15 protein-coding genes are annotated in these 17,601 nt (G+C 49.6%); 8 read left to right on the top strand and 7 right to left on the bottom strand.

Annotated features, from left to right (window positions below; genetic code table 11):
* Positions 1-3: 3 nt before the first annotated feature.
* A complete protein-coding gene (locus tag B7989_RS12825) occupies positions 4-1,359 on the bottom strand; it encodes an ATP-binding protein (RefSeq protein WP_088628870.1) in 1,356 nt (451 codons plus the stop codon).
* A gap of 391 nt (positions 1,360-1,750) precedes the next feature.
* Between B7989_RS12825 and B7989_RS13915 the strand changes: the two genes are divergently transcribed.
* The 5 genes from B7989_RS13915 to B7989_RS12800 all read left to right on the top strand — a co-directional run bounded on the left by B7989_RS13915 (position 1,751) and on the right by B7989_RS12800 (position 6,667).
* The gene (locus B7989_RS13915; RefSeq protein WP_144265074.1) at positions 1,751-2,002 is read left to right on the top strand and encodes a hypothetical protein; all 252 of its coding nucleotides are present in this window, start codon (positions 1,751-1,753) and stop codon (positions 2,000-2,002) included.
* A gap of 2 nt (positions 2,003-2,004) precedes the next feature.
* Entirely contained in the window at positions 2,005-4,071 is a 2,067-nt protein-coding gene (locus B7989_RS12815) for an AAA family ATPase (RefSeq protein ID WP_144265073.1), read from the top strand.
* 129 nt (positions 4,072-4,200) lie between these two features.
* Complete coding sequence (locus B7989_RS12810; RefSeq protein ID WP_072801197.1) at positions 4,201-4,443, top strand: hypothetical protein; 243 nt, start codon at positions 4,201-4,203, stop codon at positions 4,441-4,443.
* A 31-nt stretch (positions 4,444-4,474) separates the two neighbouring features.
* Complete coding sequence (locus tag B7989_RS12805; protein WP_088628867.1) at positions 4,475-5,374, top strand: hypothetical protein; 900 nt, start codon at positions 4,475-4,477, stop codon at positions 5,372-5,374.
* A gap of 36 nt (positions 5,375-5,410) precedes the next feature.
* Positions 5,411-6,667 (top strand): radical SAM protein, encoded by a 1,257-nt coding sequence (locus B7989_RS12800; RefSeq protein ID WP_158212926.1) that lies wholly within the window; start codon positions 5,411-5,413, stop codon positions 6,665-6,667.
* A gap of 35 nt (positions 6,668-6,702) precedes the next feature.
* Here B7989_RS12800 and B7989_RS12795 read toward each other — a convergent pair whose 3' ends face one another.
* On the bottom strand, positions 6,703-7,578 hold the full coding sequence (locus B7989_RS12795; protein WP_088628865.1) for a glycoside hydrolase family 11 protein: 876 nt from the start codon (positions 7,576-7,578) through the stop codon (positions 6,703-6,705).
* A 52-nt stretch (positions 7,579-7,630) separates the two neighbouring features.
* Here B7989_RS12795 and B7989_RS13910 point away from each other — a divergent pair, with 52 nt between their 5' ends.
* Complete coding sequence (locus tag B7989_RS13910) at positions 7,631-7,882, top strand: hypothetical protein (protein WP_144265072.1); 252 nt, start codon at positions 7,631-7,633, stop codon at positions 7,880-7,882.
* 14 nt (positions 7,883-7,896) lie between these two features.
* Here the strand turns inward: B7989_RS13910 and B7989_RS12790 are convergent, their stop codons facing one another.
* The 3 genes from B7989_RS12790 to B7989_RS12780 all read right to left on the bottom strand — a co-directional run bounded on the left by B7989_RS12790 (position 7,897) and on the right by B7989_RS12780 (position 12,395).
* On the bottom strand, positions 7,897-9,120 hold the full coding sequence (locus B7989_RS12790; protein WP_088628864.1) for a DUF4434 domain-containing protein: 1,224 nt from the start codon (positions 9,118-9,120) through the stop codon (positions 7,897-7,899).
* A gap of 68 nt (positions 9,121-9,188) precedes the next feature.
* A complete protein-coding gene (locus B7989_RS12785; protein WP_088628863.1) occupies positions 9,189-10,937 on the bottom strand; it encodes a 1-deoxy-D-xylulose-5-phosphate synthase in 1,749 nt (582 codons plus the stop codon).
* Between the two features lie 87 nt (positions 10,938-11,024).
* Positions 11,025-12,395 (bottom strand): anaerobic C4-dicarboxylate transporter, encoded by a 1,371-nt coding sequence (locus B7989_RS12780; protein ID WP_088628862.1) that lies wholly within the window; start codon positions 12,393-12,395, stop codon positions 11,025-11,027.
* Positions 12,396-12,525: 130 nt separating this feature from the next.
* Here B7989_RS12780 and rbr point away from each other — a divergent pair, with 130 nt between their 5' ends.
* Positions 12,526-13,065 carry a rubrerythrin gene (rbr, locus tag B7989_RS12775; RefSeq protein ID WP_073057415.1) on the top strand — a complete coding sequence of 180 codons (540 nt, stop codon included), beginning with the start codon at positions 12,526-12,528 and terminating at the stop codon, positions 13,063-13,065.
* A gap of 166 nt (positions 13,066-13,231) precedes the next feature.
* On the opposite strand, the gene B7989_RS12770 is transcribed toward rbr, so the two are convergent.
* Together B7989_RS12770 and B7989_RS12765 are read right to left on the bottom strand one after the other, a co-directional pair.
* Positions 13,232-13,927, bottom strand: coding sequence for an FISUMP domain-containing protein (locus tag B7989_RS12770; protein WP_158212925.1), 696 nt, complete (start codon positions 13,925-13,927; stop codon positions 13,232-13,234).
* Between the two features lie 119 nt (positions 13,928-14,046).
* Entirely contained in the window at positions 14,047-15,681 is a 1,635-nt protein-coding gene (locus B7989_RS12765; RefSeq protein ID WP_158212924.1) for an endo-1,4-beta-xylanase, read from the bottom strand.
* A 171-nt stretch (positions 15,682-15,852) separates the two neighbouring features.
* On the opposite strand from B7989_RS12765, the gene B7989_RS12760 reads away from it, so the two are divergent.
* Positions 15,853-17,595: an FISUMP domain-containing protein gene (locus B7989_RS12760; RefSeq protein WP_144265071.1), complete on the top strand. Its 1,743-nt coding sequence runs from the start codon at positions 15,853-15,855 to the stop codon at positions 17,593-17,595.
* Positions 17,596-17,601: the final 6 nt, after the last annotated feature.

Below are 17,601 nucleotides of genomic sequence, written 5' to 3'. Positions count from 1 at the left end.
AATCTATACACGCGACTCTAAGCCGTTTAAATCAAGCTTATACGTTCCCAAAACAATCTTTTCGTTGCTCAAGAACATGAGCATGTAAATCGGGCAATATAAAATGCTGTCTTTCGTACGGATGTTGTCATTGCAAAACACCACTGCCTGCTTAATTGCATAGTTGGGTGTCTCCATGACATTCTTCAGGGCGTTGTGTCGCTTGTAATCTTTGCCCGACTTGATTTCTATGGGGAGAACGTTCCCGTTCTGCTCAATGACAAAATCCAGTTCGCCCTGCTTTTTGCTGTTGAAATAATAAAGGTCAAAGCCGTGCGCCCGGAGTTCGGTCGCGGCGACATTTTCATAAACAGAGCCGAAATTGATATCGGAGTCGCCGTTCAAAATTTTCAGCTGGATTCCGTTTGCATATTGGCAGGTGAGCAATCCGACATCGTTCAGGAACAACTTGAACAGGTTCCGCGAACGCGAAAGTAACAGGGGTATTTTGGGTTCATCTACATTATAAACAGGGATCGCCACGCCTGCTTCTTTTAACCAGATAAAGGAATTTTCGTAATGCGAGAATTTGAGATTCTCGTTCAGTTTTTTCAGGATAAATCTCTTGTTCTGGTTGTTCAGTTCCGGCGGAATCAAGTCGAAGATTTCGTTCAGATACAACTTGTTCTTGGGGTCGTATTTGGCAATATCCTTCTTGTATAACTCAATAATGCTTTGCTGAATTTCTACGACATTCTGGATGTTGTTTGATTCCAGATACTCCGCGACTGCTGCGGGCATTCCGCCGATAACCATATACAGGCGAAAGATTGCCATCATTTTTTCATGGACAAGCGCATCAACTTCGGTTTTATTTGCGAAAGCAGAGTGGATAGATTTCAGGACTTCCGGCTGCACGCCTACCGCATTCGCAAATTCCTCCAGGTCTAGAGGGAACATTTCCTTGATGCTTAAAAATCCGACCGGAAGGGAACGGATATCTTTGAGTTCCACTCCAAGAAGTGAACCGCTCATGATGTAACGGTAAGAGCCTTCCTCGACAAGGAACTTGATCGCCGTTACCGCATTCGGACATTCCTGAATTTCGTCTAGGAAAATCAGGGTTTCGTTTTTGACCAACTTCGTTTTGGTGTATGCCGACAGACGGAGTAGAATGTCGGAGGTGTCGGCTCCCTCAAAGATCGCCTTAGCGGCTGGCGATTCCAGGAAATTGATTTCAACAAAGTGCTTGAAATGCTTTTTACCGAATTCGCGAATTGAGCTCGTCTTGCCAATTTGCCTTGCTCCCGTAACAAGCAGCGCCTTCCTATGCTTGGCATAGAAATCGACCAAATAGTTGTCTATTTTGCGTTGAATCATAGGTTTTCCCGTTTATCCAACCTTAAAATAACTAATTTTATCCGTTTTTCCAACTATTTTTTATTTATTTTTGTCCGTTTTTCCAATTTCGTTGGTTTTTGAACATTTTTTGTTCGATTTTAACTTTTTACTTGACAAATTATGTTCAAAAATGTATGTTATGGACATGATTCGCGAACGTTTTAAATCAATGGAACTCAAAATAACGGATTTATCCGATTACCTACACATGTCAAGGACCACCATATACAACTTTATGGACGCCTACGACAAAGGAGAAAAAAAATTAATCAGCCAAAAGGTCCTCAAGATTTTTGACTACGTAACTAACAACCCATCCGCTGGCAAAAAAAATGTCATCGCGTTTATACTGTCCGATATTACCGACAATATGGAACGAATCGACAATGCGGCAAACACCGCACTTTCGCCAGTAATGAAGTATCTAGCAGAATACCCCGAATCTCCCAAAGCCGAATTTATCCAGCTGGCTGTATCAACTACGGATTTCGACAGCATTTTGGAGTACCTTCTGAAAGTTTACCCCCTACTCCGCAACCGACGCCTGAGCGATGCGGAAATCGAATTTATCAAGCCGTACGATGACATCAGGAACATCATCGACAACTGCAAGGAGAATTAAACGTGATAGAACGAACCCTAAGCATGGAGGCCTTCCGTAATTTTGGATTGGCAAAAGACGGCGATGGCTTCAAGCCAAGTTCAGAGACTCTCATTCTCGACCGTAATTTTGAACCTGGCAAGGCTGGTGGCCTAGTTTTGTTGATTGGTGAAAACGGAGCCGGCAAGTCGAACGCCCTCGATGCAGTCAATCACTTCGCGTGGACTACAGACAACCGATTCATTGACAAGGACTATACGATAATATCTTGGAACACCGAATGCAGAAGGCCAAGAATTACGATGTCCTGCATTTGCGCTGGTTCACCAAGCAATAAGCAAAAGTTTTCAATCACCAAGGAAAACGGCGGTGTGTTTTCGTTCTCGCCGGAAGCTGAGAATTCGGCTACAAGCGTAAAGCAAAAAGACTTGAAAGACAGGTTGTTCTCCAATTTTTTCACTTTTTGCCAAATAGAAGCAGATACATTTCTCGAAAATAGATATACTAACTCGCGCCCCATAGAAACTCGCTTAAATGACATCCTGAACGATGTCATTCGCACACATTGCAAGGATCTCTCGGCGGACTTCAAAATTGACATTTCTGGTTGTGCATACCCAAATTCCGAAGCTTATAAGGAATTCCTGAAACAGGTGCAAAGCCAAATTATGAGCAGCTTGAAGTTGTCAACCCAAGAAATCGACCGTATTAAAGAACGTATTTGGTCTGTCATAAGGGAGTACATGGATTTCGCTCACAGACAAGAGTCATCGATGTATGATCCTCACAAGGATATGTATGAACGTTTTGTTAACGAGGTCTATTATAAAATTGGCAATGACCTAAGATTTTTTGCGGAGAATGATCAATTTTTCCAATATCGTACAAATTTCAAAGAACGTTTTAACATCGACCTCGTAGGGAAAGTCTTCGAGTATAAGTCGGAATCTTTTTCCGATAAGGATCTTGAATCAAGATGGACTAATATTTCAAACAGTCGTTTTTTTTCTGCACTTTTCAAGGCACTCAGCTACGACATAGCGATAGTAGAAGACCGTTATCAGACGTACAAGCACTTGGATGGCTACGGGATTCTAAAGGATCTGCAGGAAGACATCAACCAAAAATTACCTAAGGTTGCAAACGATTTCAACAAGCTATACAATTCCCCGAGCAAGTACAGTTTCGAAATAGATTTGAGTAAAGACGAAATCCATTTCCTAATTAGGAAGGGAAACCAGCGTGTAGTCCTTAAAAACGAGGCTACCGGCTTTATCTACTTCTTCAATATGTATTTTGGTTTGCTGTACGATGGAAGCTTAAAACCGGGTGATATCATCACCATGGATGAGCCGGCAACCAACTTGTCCGTACCAGCCCAAAAGGAACTACGTTCGTTTCTCAAGGATTTCGCCATTCGCAATCAGGTTTTGATTCTTTGCGCGACACATTGCCCTTTCCTAATCAGCCCTGATAACTTGGACGAACTGAGAATTGTATCTTGCGATGAAAACGGGATAGCCTCTATAGATAACGAATACACTCTGTTGTCTAAACACTCCAAAGCAACCATTGATGTCAAGAGAGCCCTCACGATAGAGAACTACCAAATCATCAAGCCGGGTTCAAAGGTAGTCTTCGTTGAAAGCATGGAAGAATACAACATATTGACTGCTTTCAAGAAAGTTCTTGATATAGAAGGTATAAACGACATATATTTCTTCCCTATCGGAAAAGTGGATGAAGACGAGGACATCGCTAAGCTGATGGATGAAATTCGCAGAATAAACAAGCAAAATTCTATCATTTTGCTTCCTAACGACACGGCCTTCAAGCGTATTGGGGACTACTGCCAAAAGGACGCCAACAGCAGGAACGTCCTTGTCAGAAACTACAGTTCATTTATCAACAAGAAAAGCATTCCTGATCATTCAATCCGCACTTTGTTCGTGACGGACTCGTTATGCTTAAAGTATGGCTCGTACTACTTCAAGAACCATATCCCAAGCATAAAGGATTCATTATCGGATAAGACTCGTGATAACTTTCGCGAAATATTCAAGAAAATCCTTAACGACATAGACGAGTAACAAGCCACTAACCCAAATGCACTTTACTTAGGCATTCTTCATTGAATGCCTTGTACGAGTATTGTCTAAAATCGTTCAAACCAACCTACAAATCCATTCCCACTAGGAATGGGCTTAAGGAGTATTATCATGTCAAACATCTCAAATGATTCCAAAATCAATGAAATGTGCAACGCGATGCTGAAAAGTGGTCGTTGGGAACTTACTCGACACTCGAAGCATCCGATTCTACGGCATTTGGCTGATGGGGCGACCAAGTTCTTTATTGTCCCATGCACGCCAAGTGACCCGCGCGCTTTTGCGAACTTCCGAAGGGATTACAATCGCTATATCCGCGCATTCCTCATTCAAACCGGCGTCATCATCGCCTAAACCACAACAAAAATAACAAAAGGAGATTAACATGTCAAAGTTCATTCCTATCGCAATAATTCCACAAAATAATTCCAAAGATTCTTTGGGGTTCTCGCTCTGTTATTTCGAAGAAAAAAATTTTGGTGACAGTGTTCGCACAGTGCAATTTGCCAAGAAAATACGAGATTACTACAAGGATTTCGATATTCGTCTGTGCATTCCCACTAAAAGGGGTACTTTCGATCCGGAAGAGATTTTAAGGGTTTCGAAAATCGCCAAAGAAAACGGCTTTGGCATCTCGGTATTGGTTGATTACTCGCAACTTGGCATTCTGCGCCCTATGGCGCACCTGATTACTGAGGTGGAGGTACCCGTTGATTCCTTTGTTCCCGAATTTATCGAGAAAAAGAATCGCGATGTCCTTGCTCAGAATATTTCGTTTGAAGGTCTTTCTCGCAAGATTGAATCATTGCGTCAGGTTAACGAGAAGTTGATTGTCAAATTCAGGACGGTAGTGAACGAAAACAACTACACCGAAATTTTGGCCGATTCTCTTCAAAGATTCAAGAACTGTCAGTGGAAAATTTTACGGCAGGATGATGACGGAATGCAAACGACCTCTGACTTCAAGTTTTTCTCGTTTCTCCGTAATAACATCATGGATACGACTCTCTCTGTACAGGTCAGGAATTCTACGAAAGAACGCGCCTTGGTAGTGTCTTCCAACGGGAATATCTATCAGATTAATAATGTTGGATGCATGCCTTTGAAGGGGCTTGCCGAAGTCTCGATGGATGATTTGTGTAGTTGGTTAGAGTTTTCTTCTGAAGACAAGGTACAAGACTGCGAAACAACCCAACTTGTATTCTCGATGAAGAAGATGTTTGGCCTCTTCACGGATGCTGATGCTTCTGATGAAATGTGGATTAATTCCATCCTTAATGGGTAGGATATGATTCCGTAGCTACCTATAATGGAGGCTCTCATGAAAAATTCCTTCATCTACTCTCCGCTTCGCGTGCTGCTTGTGAGCAGTAATTTCTGCCGCAAGAACGAGCCTCGCGAGGCTTACGGGGCCAGCTGCCTTGCCGGCGCGTTCTGGAATAGTCCTGCGAATGCAGGCGATACGCTTGACGTGTTCACCAGCGACTTGAATCGCTTTCAGAAGATGAACAGCGATTTCGATATCGACTGGAATCTCGTGGCAAGCGAGGTTGTCACCAGGGCGCTTATCGGTGGGTACAACGTGGTCGCGTTCAGCGTGTTTGGCTGGTGCGAGAAGATGGTGGCGCTCGCTGGCGCGGAACTTCGCCGACGCATTCCGGACATCTTCATTATGCTGGGGGGAGCCTCCATTTTTGGAAGTGAAGAGGATCTTCGCAGGCGTTTCCCGTTCGCGAATATGTTTACGCTCAGCTACGGCGAAAAGATATTCGCGAATTTACGCCATTATATCAGTCAGGGAGTTGCCCGCGTGATGGATTTGCCCAGGTTCGGGGAACTTGAATCTCCGTATCTTTCGGGCGTCATTTCCCTTGGCGGAGGTGTCGATACCGTGCGGGCCGAAACTCGCCGCGGTTGCTCTTTCCGCTGTTCCTTCTGTAAGCATCGTGATACGCTTTCGGGCAAGGTGTATCGCATCGATAATTACGAGCGTCATCTTGACGAACTCAAGTTGTTCAAGGAACGCGGGGTGAAAAAGCTGAACGTTCTGGACCCGCTCTTCAACGATTACGAAGGCCACGGGGAACAGTACCTAAAGCTGATTCGCAAAGTCGGTTTCGCTGGAAAAGTCACGCTGCAGATTCGCCCGGAACTGCTGACGGAACGGTTTATGGAAGAGGCTTCGCTGAATCCGAATGTGAATTTCGAGATTGGCGTGCAGAGCCTTGATCCGGCTGTGTTGAAGACGATTCAGCGTGGCGGCAACAAGACCGAGGCGCAACTCCGCGAAAAGCTGGATCGTTGCAGGGAACTTGGCATCGCGACGATGGTCACCCTGATTTACGGGCTTCCGCTGCAGACTTACGATTCTTTTGCCCGCGATGTCGGGATTGTCAAGAGCTACGGTGTCGGGAAGGTGGGTGCGTTCCCCTTGCAGATTTACAAAGGGACGAAACTTGCCGATGATATCGGGCAGTACGGCCTCACCCTGAAAGAGGACGCGTTCGGCATCCCCGAAGTGGTCGATAATCCCACCCACGATTTTGAGAAGATGCGGAGGCTTGCGGAGACCGCCTAGAAAGAGGTTCTTTCTGACGCTTCGCTAGGGGAGTTTTATCTCGTGAACGTTCTCACTCTCTGGCCGGGCTGGGCTCTTGCTCCGTCCGGCTTGTAGTATTTGAGTGGAGCTTGCTTGCGGTCACTGGCGTGCGCATTGGGGGCACGGCGTTTTGCGATGGCCGTGGTGCCGGTAGTGTCTGCCGATTCGGTGATGTTGAAGTAGTCAATTTGAAAAAAGTTGATGTAGCCTTCCCCTTTGCTCGCTTCTACAAGCGCCATGACATCGGTTATCTTGCCCACCTTCAGGCCGAGCTCTTCCCACTTCTTGAAGTGGGCGGTAATGTCGACGTGCCCGCTATCGCGCTTGGTGCGGCGAATACTGTAATACCGCTTGTACGATATGTCGCCCTGGGCGCTCAAGTAGTTGTTGGCGGTGTTCTGCCAGATGTCGTAGGTGTCGCCATCGACAGTGAATTCTCCCATCCTGGTCCCGAATACTGTTGTGTCGGCGTCTTCGTAGATCCAGTAGTCTACGATGTAGAATTCGGTTTTCGGCTCGGTGGTATTGCCCTGGATGCCGACCAGGTAAAAGGGGGTGCCGAAGCCGCCGCCTTTTGTGCGAAACTTGTAGTCCGCAGAAAAATTGCCGTGCTGGTCGAAGGTTTTGGGCTCGTCGAACTTGGGCCCGAAACGCACGATAGCTTCGTCCGCGTCCTTGGAGTAAACTACGTAGCTGCCATTATCGTCGCAATTCAAAGACGCGGCGTAGCCAGTGCGCCAGACTTCGTAACTGTAGTTTGTGCTGTCTATTGTGCCCGAGGCGTAGTTTTCGCCCTCCGCGGGCCATGCGTTAGGGCACCTATTCGCATAGACAGTCGTAGCCATGCCCATGATGAGGGCGATTCCTAAACCCGCTAGATTCTTCTTCATGTTATTAATATACACTATTTTTTAATGTATATTACGACAAGAGGTACTAATTATGTCACATTGTCGTTATTGTGGTTCATCCAGTCACGGGAGCGGTTGCTCTTACAGCCCCACTGGCAAGCATATCCATATTGCGGACTCTTCCGAATGCATTTACTGCGGCTCGTCCAGTTATGGCTCGTGCAGCTACAGCCCCACCGGCAAGCATAAGCACGGTCACGGCAATGACAAGTGCGCTTATTGCGGCTCGACTAGTTACGGTTCCGGTTGCAGTTATAGCCCGACAGGAAAACACGAGCATTAGGGCTCGTGAAAAACTTACTTGACCTTCGCGCCGTTCGCCTTGTAGTATTGCGAATTTTCGTTTAGGGGACGGCTGTTCTGTAAACGCCCGTTCAGGAAGAGTTCGCGTTTCTGCGTTTTTTCGCTGTGGGCATTGGATGCGCGGCGACTTTCGCGGGGCGTTTTGTAGATGCGGGCCGGCGGTTCCACGCTCGATTTTAATTTCCACTTTTCAAGCGAGTCTAGGCCTGCGTTTCCGAGAACGGCCAGGTCGTAGGCGATGACTTTTGTGGCGCCTGCGGCGTTTGCGGTATCGAGCTGTGCGGAGATTCTTGCGCTGTCGGCGAGCGCGTGCGAGTCGTCGGTGTGGAACAGTTCCATGTCGACCCAGAATTCAATTCCATACTTTTTGCAGGCCTGCGCTACGGCGCGTTCGTAATTGCCCACAGTCGCGGTTTCGGCATGGAGTTTGCCTGCGTCGTTTGCACCGATGCCATCCTGCACGGCGATAATGTCTGGCTTGAATCCTGCGGCAAAGAGTTTCTCGAAAAACGATTGCAGTTTCTCGGGCGTTTCCAGGTTTTGGTTGTAGAACGGGGCCGCCATCACCTTCCAGCCCTTCGCTTGTGCGGCTTCGGTGACCGGCTTCAAGAAATGTTCCGTGAGCATTTCCGGTGTCGCGTCATCGCGCAGGCCGTCCCAGTAATAGCGCGCGATTTCTTGCGGAATGTACACGCCTTCAATAACGTTCTCGCTGCCGTATAGCGAATGGATTTCATCGAGTACCTTCAGGTTCCGTGATGCGAGCGTGTCAAGTTGCTCGGCGGTCGGCGGAGTGTACCAGTTTTCGCCATTGTAGTAGAGCCCGAGCCAGACCCTGGTCCCGGTGGCCTTTGCCGCCTCAATGCTCTTGGGGAAAAGCTCATTGTTCTTGTATTGCGTGTTCTGCAGAAAGTCCAGTTCCGAGGGGTAATACAAATGTGTCGCTTCGACGGCGGCGTATTGCAAAACGACTTGCTCCATGCCGAGCGCATGCAGGCGTTGGTGCATGTGCGTAATGGAATCTTGCGACTGGTAGGCGGTCGACCAGCCTGCATCGAATATGCCCGCGATTCCCGAGGCACTTGTTTTCGCGACGTTTGTTTCCGCGGCGCTTGCTTCCTCGGAGTCGGCGGCATAGGATATGCCGGCGAACGGCCCGACAGCTCCGCACAGGAGCGCGGGGAGCATGAGTCGGAATATGTGCTGCGAGATGGACATACCTGAAATATATACTTATTTCAGGCGAAAGGCACGATTCTGGTTTCGGCGACGTTATTTCGGCGATGTTATTTGAGCGCAGCCATCACGTCTTCTGCAATCTGCTTGGGCGTGAGGCGGTTCCTTTCCATGAGCTCGCCGTAGGGCACCTTGTCGTAGAATTCCTTCTTGAGCCCCTTTACCAGAACGCGCATGTCGGTGTTGCCGTAGAAACGGGCAATCTTTTCGCCGAAGCCGCCATCGACGACGCCGTTTTCCAGCGTCACGACGACCTGATGGTCTGCGAGCAATCCTTCAAGAACCGCGCGGTCAACGCCCGTTGCAAATCGCGGGTTGATAATCGTCGCATCGATTCCCGACTTTGCTAGTTCCGCGGCGGCTTCTTCGGCGAGGGCGTAGTAACTGCCGAGGCCGATAAGCGCCACCTTGCTTCCGCGCTTGTCTACTTTGTATGTATTCAGTTTGGAGTAGTCGGTGTCAAACGCGACATTCCTGTGCGCGACTCCGTTCGGGATGCGGATGGCCATGGGGTGTTCCGTCTGGTCGATCGCGTAATCCATCATGGCAATCGCCTCTTCTACGCAGGTGGGGCAGAGGTAAACCAGGTTCGGGATGTTGCTCATCATCGCGATGTCGAAAATGCAGAGGTGCGTGGTGTCGTTCATGCCGTCGGCACCGGACATGGTAATGAGCAATGTGGCCGGGTTGTTGTTCGCGCACAAATCCTGCGAAAGCTGGTCGTAGGTGCGCTGGATGAACGTGCTGTGCGTGCTGTACACGGGCTTTGCGCCGCCCTTGGCAAGGCCCGAGGCCAGAGCTACCGCGTGCTCTTCGGCGATGCCCACGTCAATGAACTGCTTGCCCGCCGCTTTGCGCTGTTCGGCAAAGAAGCCGATACCTGCGGGTACTGCGGAATGGATTACGACCACCTTCGGGTCGGCCTTGATTTTCTTCATCAAGTATTCGCCGAGAATGTTGCCGTACGATTCACCGCTGTCCCAGTTCACGACACCGGTCGGAATGTCAAACGGTGCGGCCCAGTGGAAACCTTCCTTGGAATTTTCGGCGAAGCTGTAGCCTTTGCCCTTGAGCGTGTGAATGTGTACGACCACGGGCTTCGTGGAATCCTTCACCTGCTTGAATGCGGCGATGAGCGATTCGATATCGTTACCTTGTTCTACATACAGGTAATCAAAGCCGAGGCTCTTGAAGTAATTGTTTTCGCTTTTGCCCTGCGTGGCGCGGAGTTCTGCGAGACTCCCATAAAGGCCGCCGTGGTTTTCGGCGATGGACATCTCGTTATCGTTCACGACTACGATAAAGTTGGTCGCGTATTCGCCGGCGTTGTCGAGGCCTTCGAATGCTTCGCCCCCGCTGAGCGAACCATCGCCGATGACGGCGATGACATTTCCCTTTTCACCCTTCACATCGCGGGCGGTTGCAAGCCCGAGCGCCAAACTCACCGAGGTCGAAGTGTGGCCAATCATGAACTGGTCGTGTTCACTTTCGCAGGGTTCGGTGTAGCCCGTAACGCTCCAGTACTTGTCCGGATTCAGGAATGCTTCGGCGCGGCCCGTCAAAATCTTGTGGGTGTAACTCTGGTGGCTAACATCGTAGACAATCTTGTCTTTGGGCGATTCAAAAACGTAATGCAATGCGATGGTGGCGTCCACAAATCCGAGGTTCGGCGCCAGGTGCCCGCCGCATTTGGAAATCTTGTTCAAAAGTGCCGTGCGAATTTCTGCCGCGAGCGCCTTGAGGCTTTCTGTGTCCATCTTTTTCACATCAGCAGGGGATGCAATCTTTTCCATCAGCATAAGTACCGCCTTTTTTTACCAAATATACAACAAAAGGACGATTGCTCGTCCTTTAAAAAGAAATTTTCTGGTTCTCGCAGGAAACAGCTAGTAGAAAATTTTCACCAAGATGGTGCCTACGATGGTCGAGACGATGACGCTCACCATGCCTGGGCGCATGAAACTGTGGTTCAATAGGTACTTGCCGATAACGGTGGTGCCCGAACGGTCGAAGTTCACGGTTGCAATGTCCGAAGGGTAATTCGGAATAAAGAAGTAGCCGTATACGCTCGGGAGTACGCCCAGGAGCACAGGGCCTTCGATGCCGAGGCTATAGGCGAGCGGGAGCATGGCGACCACGACTGCGCCCTGCGAGTTGATGAGCACGCTCACCGCGAAGAATGCGAATGCGATAGCCCATGGGTAATGTTGCACGATGTCCTTAAGTCCGCCCTGCATCACGTCCATGTAGTTTGCGAAGTAAGTGTCGGCAAGCCAGGCAATTCCGTAAATGGCGACGACGGCCACCATGCCGCTTTGCCACACGGCTCCAGCTACGGCCTTCTTGGGGGCTGCCTTACAAAAAATAACCATGAACGCGGCGGCCGAAATCATCACAATCTGAATGATGATGTTCATGGCGAGCGGTTTCATTTGGGCGACTCCATCGACAATCTTGCCGGTCGGGAATTGCGGGCGGATATCATGGCCGATAATCTGGAACACGGAGAAGAGCACAATAACGGCGAGAGCGCCGAGGAAGATGAATACAGCTCGTTTTGCTTCTTTGGATACTTCCTTGTCGAGCACGGAAGCGGTATTCCCATACATGTATTCCTTCATCTGCGGGTCTTTGAGGCGCGCCTGGAAGGCAGGGTCTTTGTCGAGGTCGAGTCCGCGCTTGTACGAGACGGCGGCTGCGGCCATAAGACCGCAGAGACAGGCGGGAATCGTAATCGCGATGACTTGCAGGTTGTTGATTTCAAAACCGTTTGCGTTCGAGATAATCACGAACGAGGCGACGGCGGCTGCAATGGGGGAACAGGTAATGCCCACCTGTGAGGCGACAGAAGCTACACCGCAGGGGCGTTCCGGGCGGATTCCCTTTTTCAAGGAGATGTCGCAAATAATCGGCATCAGGGTGTAAACTACGTGACCGGTGCCCACGAGAACCGTGAGGAAGAACGTGCAGAGCGGAGCGAGAATCGTGATATGGTTCGGGTGCTTGCGTAACAGGCGCTCTGCAATTTGAATCAGCCAATCCATACCGCCCGAAGCCTGCATAATGCCCGCGCAGGTGACTGCCGCGATAATGATGTAAATGACGTCGGTAGGCGGTTTGCCGGGTTGCATGCCGAACCCGAGCACCAGAATGGCAAGACCGATTCCCGAAATGGCGCCGAGGGCAAGGCTCTCGTATCGCGAGCCCACGTAAAGTGCCAATAGTACAATCAAAAGCTGGATAATCATGAGGGTCATAAAAGGCCTCCTTTGGGTTTAGATATATATTATTTTGCAGAAAAAAGGCTCTGAATGGACTTATTTTTGCCCAGGACGACCTAAAAATGTGTATATTCTTTTCGAGACACTTCAACCAAGAGAGGAATTTATGGCAAACAAGTACGCCGGAACCCAAACCGAAAAGAACCTCCAGGCCGCCTTCGCTGGCGAATCCCAGGCTCGCAACAAGTACACCTACTTTGCAAGCTGCGCCAAGAAAGAAGGCTATGAACAGATCGCTGAACTGTTCCTGAAGACTGCCGACAACGAAAAGGAACACGCCAAGCTTTGGTTCAAGGAATTGGACGGTATCGGTGATACTGCTGCCAACTTGAAGGCTGCCGCCGATGGCGAAAACTACGAATGGACCGACATGTACGAAGACTTCGCAAAGACTGCCGAAGCCGAAGGCTTTGCCGCTCTCGCCAAGAAGTTCCGCATGGTCGCCGCTATCGAAAAGCGCCACGAAGAACGCTACCGCGCACTCCTCAAGAACGTGGAAACTGCAGCCGTGTTCGAAAAGAGCGAAGTCAAAGTGTGGGAATGCCGCAACTGCGGTCACATTGTCGTTGGCACCAAGGCTCCGGCCGCATGCCCGGTGTGCGCCCACCCGCAGTCCTTCTTCGAAGTGACCGCCGAAAACTACTAAGACCGCTCGGCTCTATCGCATCAACAAGAATGTGATATCGCCTCGCTCTCGCAACCACGCCTCGTTAATACGAGGCGTTTGTTGCTCACAAACAATGCTGCATTTAATAGCAACAAGAAAAACCCCGCGATTATATCGCGGGGCGTTTTCTTTTATGCAGAAATTTTTAGTCCTTCACGCAGCGGATCGAAAGACCGCTGTCCTTGAATATGGAACCGCCACCGAAGCTGAATGTTTCGGAATAGCTCCAGATGCGGACATTTTCTTTACCGCCAAATTCGGAGTGGTCTTCGTCGGCAGTCCAGAAGTATGCGGTTCTGTCTAAGTCGGCGAAGCCTGCGAAGTTATTCTTGCCGCCGAACTGGAAGTTGAATTCTGCCACTTTGTCATTGTCTTCAAGGTATGCAATGAGAATATCCGTTTCGGCGTCGCTCGGAATATGGTATCCGACAGGGCAGAGTCCGTTGGTGACGGTGCCTTCGGGCAGGTTCGCGTAATTCTTCTGGTAAGATTTATCGAGGCCCATTGCGGCTGTCCAGGTGTAAAGGCGACCGTACTTTTGGCAGTTGGCTGCGTCACCACCGTAGCACCAGTTTTGTCCCTTGGTCTCGCAACCGTTGTAGTTCAAGTTTTCGGTCATCCATGTCTGTGTGCCGAAGGTTTGAATCTTGTAATGATTGCAGTCTCGATAGTCGTAAACTTCGTTTTCGAATTGGATGGTGGGGCATTCTACTGGTTCGTTGGTGCAGGCGACGTTTGCGCCTCCATTACCGCCATTGCCGCCGTTGTCGCTGGCCGAGGTGGAATCGTCGCAGGCGGTGAATGCCAATGCGAAAGACAGGGCGCATGTAGCCGTTGCCATTTTATAAGAACTCTTCATTGTTTCCTCACTAAGGTTTATTAGTTCATAATAGAAAAAATGCCCCCGCGTGGGAGCATCTTCTGAAAAATTTTTACTGTTTACTTCCTACTGTCTACCGTCTACTTTAACTCAACCATTTCGGACTTGCCGTCGATGGTTACTTTGTACTTGCCAGGGTAGCCGCGGAATTTCACGACACCGTTTTCGTCGGCCTTGAACGTACCGTTGGTGGTCCACACCTTGTGCCACAAGTCGTAAATGAGCTTGGCAGCGGGCTTTTCGCGACCGTCCATGGCAACGATACCGCCGTTCTTGACCCAGTGACGGCCATCCCAGAAGCCCCACAGCACAATGCCTTCGACAGCCGGGTGGCTGAATGCGATGCGCAGGAACATCTCGTAGCGCTTGGCCTGTTCTTCTTCGCCGAAGTACATGCCCTTCTGCCAGTCGCCAAAGTCAAGTTCGGTCACCTTGATCGGGAGCCCCAGAGATCCGAGCCTATCGAAGCGGGCCTTGATGAATGCCGGATTCAGCTGGCGGTCGCCGAAGTGGCACTGTACGCCGATACCGTGTACAGGAACCTTGCGTTCGAGCATGCCCTTCACGATTTCGTACAGGCGGTCGGTTTCGCCGGCGGACACTACGTTGTATTCGTTGATGAAGAGTCGTGCCTCGGGGTCGGCGCGGTGAGCCCAAACGTGGGCGCTATCCAACAGGTCCCAGCCGCACTTGTTAAAGATGAACGGTTCGTGGAATGCTTCGTTCCACACGTCGTATTCCTTGATGCGGCCCTTGTATTCCTTCACGTCGCGGGTGATGCGTTCCTTGATCTTTTTCGAGATATCCTTGCAGCTGCCCTGGTTACTGAAGTGCTTGTCGAAGCCGTAACCCTGGTGGCCCCACATGAGCGTATGGGCGCGGAAGCCCCACTTGTAATCGTTCACGTAATCCAGGTACTGCTTGAATTCTTCGCGGCGGATCTTGCCCTTCTTGGGTTCGTATTCCGGCCACTTGAACTGGTTTTCGGGAACGCCATACCAGAAGTACTTATTGGCGGTCTTGCGGTACCAGGTTTCGACGCTGTCCTTGGTGGGGTAGAGGGCGAGTGCTGTACCGAAGGGGAATGCGTGGCGCATGAGTTCCACCTTCACCTGGGTGCCGGGGGCAGCCTTGAGCGTCAAGTCTTTTTTGCGCAGGCTGTCGATGCGGGCGGCGGAATTGTTGTACCAGGTCATGTCATCCATGCCTTCGATTTTTTCGATAAACACGTCATCCATCTGGAGCCAGCCCTTGGCAAGGCCCACGTGGAATGTCACGTTGTTCACGCCGTAACCCTTCTGGTCGGCAAGGAAAATCATGGAATATTCCTTCCAGTCCTTGGTCAGCATGAACGAGGCGCTTTCTTTCTGGCGCCAGTCAGGAGGACCACCCTGAATGATGGCGTTAATGGGCATGTTGCCCTTGGCCTTAAAGCTGAGCTTGTAGTAGGCTGAGTCGGCGAGCCACTTGGGCGGCTGCAACTGCAAACCCCAAGAGGGGTTCGGGAGTTCGGTCACCGTGAGCTTGACGCCTTCGCTGCCGTTTACGCCGAGGCCTTCGACACCGATTTTGCTTTCGTACTTGGCGGGGCCATCGGGGTTGTTCCAAACATACCAACCGCCGTCACCGTAGGACAAGTCGCCGTTGGTGAGGAGCGGTGCTGCACTAAGTGCTACGGCGCTGAAAACGCCTGCGGTCAAGATTTTTTTGAGCATAATCATCCCTTATTTTAACATCCAAAGTAGAAAATATCCTCTTTTTTCGGGGGGGTGTTAGCGTAAAAGCGATGATTTTGTATACGACTGTATCAAGTGTTTTCGCCTTGGCCCTGCATTGGTTACGATTTTGAAAAGATTGATGCCGCTATCTTTTCTACCTTTATTTTCATGAAGAAGAACATTGTTCTATTTGGTGTGTTTGCGGCCATGGCGTCGTTTTACGGTTGCGGGGGCGATAGTAAAAGCAGTGCGCCGGAAGAGCCTGTGGTTGACCCTGTTGCAGACCGGTGTTACGAAAAATACGGTTTCGAAGAAAACGCCGAATGGTCCAAAATGATATCCGGCGGCACCTATCTGGAAAAGATTGTGTGCGACAGGGTGTCCGAACGCATGAGCTACATGCTTTCGTTCTACGCAAGGTGTACCGGGGCAAAATACGACAAGTCTAAAAACCGTTTCGATATCAATGTTCTTACCGAAAGAGACGACAATCACCTTTGGGCCGATGTTTCGGGTTGCAAGTACAAGCTGGGTGTCGATGATAATTACCAGTTCAATGGATTTGTCGCCAATTCGCCCGAATTTGATTTTGGCGAATGCTTCTGCAAGACCGAAGACGACAAGACTTACTACCGCAACATAGATCCTGAATTGCTCAAGGAAGATTCCAGCTCTTCTGCCGAATCCAGCTCCAGCGATTCAAAGATTTCTTCGAGTAGTAAAGACGAAAAAGGCTCTTCGTCAAGTGCGGCAAAGTCCAGCAGCAGTGTCGAAAAAGTTGCGCCTACGGATTCCGGTTTTGTGAATGTCGGTGGCCAGATATGGACGACAAGGAATTTGGATGTTGCCGTTGACGGTAGCATGTGCTATGACGACAAATCTGCAAATTGCGACAAGTATGGCCGCATGTACACCTGGGCGCAAGTGATGCAGGTTGACGAGAGCTACAACAAAAAAGAACTGGGCAAAATCAAGTTGCCGTATCAGGGCATTTGCCCCGAAGGTACGCACCTGCCGAGTTATGCGGAATGGGATTGGCTTTTCAGCTACCTTGAAAAAAATCCTGACTATAACAAGTATTTCAACCAGCAATCTGGCGGCGCCTACGATTACAAGGGCTATTACAGGTCCGAAGGTTACGAGGCTCTTTTCTGGAGTTCTACGGAATATCAAGTGACGGCGCTTTATGAATATGAATTTGCGTGGCTATGGTCGTTCCGTAAAGACGAATCTAGAGGTCGCGACAACGGTCATAAAATTACGGGAGCCTATGTGCGCTGCCTTAGGGATGATTCTAAAAAGGTGGAACTGAGCTCTTCAAGTGCGCAGTCTTCTTCGAGTGTACAGTCTTCTTCGTCTAGCGAGCTGGTGTATTCTTCGATGAATGAAGTGTACGATCCGGAACTGACGAGCATTCAGTTAGGTGAACAGAAATGGATGACGCGCAACTTGAATGTTGAAGTTGAAGGCAGCCGCTGCTACGACGATGTCCCTGAAAATTGCGAAAAGCATGGCCGCCTTTATACGTGGGCGCAGGCCATGAAAATCGATACGGAATACGATCGGAAACAGCTTGGCGAAATTGATTTGCCGTATCAGGGAATTTGCCCCGAAGGCACACACCTCCCGAGTTTTGAGGAATGGAAAAAACTCAATGAATATTTCAATGATCACCCCGAATATACCGTGTATTTCACGAACCAGATTGGTGGATATTATCACTACGAAGGGCGTTACAAGAATGGGGATTACGAATCTTTATACTGGAGCTCTACGGAATACGATGTTTCGGGAACGGGCTATGGTTATGAATTTGCCTATTTGTGGGCCTATCATGTGGACGATACGGATGGATCCGACAACGCGCATAAATACGCTGCGGTAAACGTCCGTTGCATTTATAACGACTAGAGGAAT

Source organism: Fibrobacter sp. UWB5 (assembly GCF_002210295.1).
Classification (GTDB): domain Bacteria; phylum Fibrobacterota; class Fibrobacteria; order Fibrobacterales; family Fibrobacteraceae; genus Fibrobacter.
This window is presented reverse-complemented; position numbering and strand designations above follow the sequence as displayed.

Bases quoted from the DNA above. Each gene is read 5' to 3' on its own strand.
- B7989_RS12825 (WP_088628870.1), bottom strand. From the start codon at position 1,359: ATGATTCAACGCAAAATAGACAACTATTTGGTCGATTTCTATGCCAAG.
- B7989_RS13915 (WP_144265074.1), top strand. From the start codon at position 1,751: ATGGAACGAATCGACAATGCGGCAAACACCGCACTTTCGCCAGTAATG.
- B7989_RS12810 (WP_072801197.1), top strand. From the start codon at position 4,201: ATGTCAAACATCTCAAATGATTCCAAAATCAATGAAATGTGCAACGCG.
- B7989_RS12805 (WP_088628867.1), top strand. From the start codon at position 4,475: ATGTCAAAGTTCATTCCTATCGCAATAATTCCACAAAATAATTCCAAA.
- B7989_RS12800 (WP_158212926.1), top strand. From the start codon at position 5,411: ATGAAAAATTCCTTCATCTACTCTCCGCTTCGCGTGCTGCTTGTGAGC.
- B7989_RS12795 (WP_088628865.1), bottom strand. From the start codon at position 7,578: ATGAAGAAGAATCTAGCGGGTTTAGGAATCGCCCTCATCATGGGCATG.
- B7989_RS13910 (WP_144265072.1), top strand. From the start codon at position 7,631: ATGTCACATTGTCGTTATTGTGGTTCATCCAGTCACGGGAGCGGTTGC.
- B7989_RS12790 (WP_088628864.1), bottom strand. From the start codon at position 9,120: ATGTCCATCTCGCAGCACATATTCCGACTCATGCTCCCCGCGCTCCTG.
- B7989_RS12785 (WP_088628863.1), bottom strand. From the start codon at position 10,937: ATGCTGATGGAAAAGATTGCATCCCCTGCTGATGTGAAAAAGATGGAC.
- B7989_RS12780 (WP_088628862.1), bottom strand. From the start codon at position 12,395: ATGACCCTCATGATTATCCAGCTTTTGATTGTACTATTGGCACTTTAC.
- rbr (WP_073057415.1), top strand. From the start codon at position 12,526: ATGGCAAACAAGTACGCCGGAACCCAAACCGAAAAGAACCTCCAGGCC.
- B7989_RS12770 (WP_158212925.1), bottom strand. From the start codon at position 13,927: ATGGCAACGGCTACATGCGCCCTGTCTTTCGCATTGGCATTCACCGCC.
- B7989_RS12765 (WP_158212924.1), bottom strand. From the start codon at position 15,681: ATGCTCAAAAAAATCTTGACCGCAGGCGTTTTCAGCGCCGTAGCACTT.
- B7989_RS12760 (WP_144265071.1), top strand. From the start codon at position 15,853: ATGAAGAAGAACATTGTTCTATTTGGTGTGTTTGCGGCCATGGCGTCG.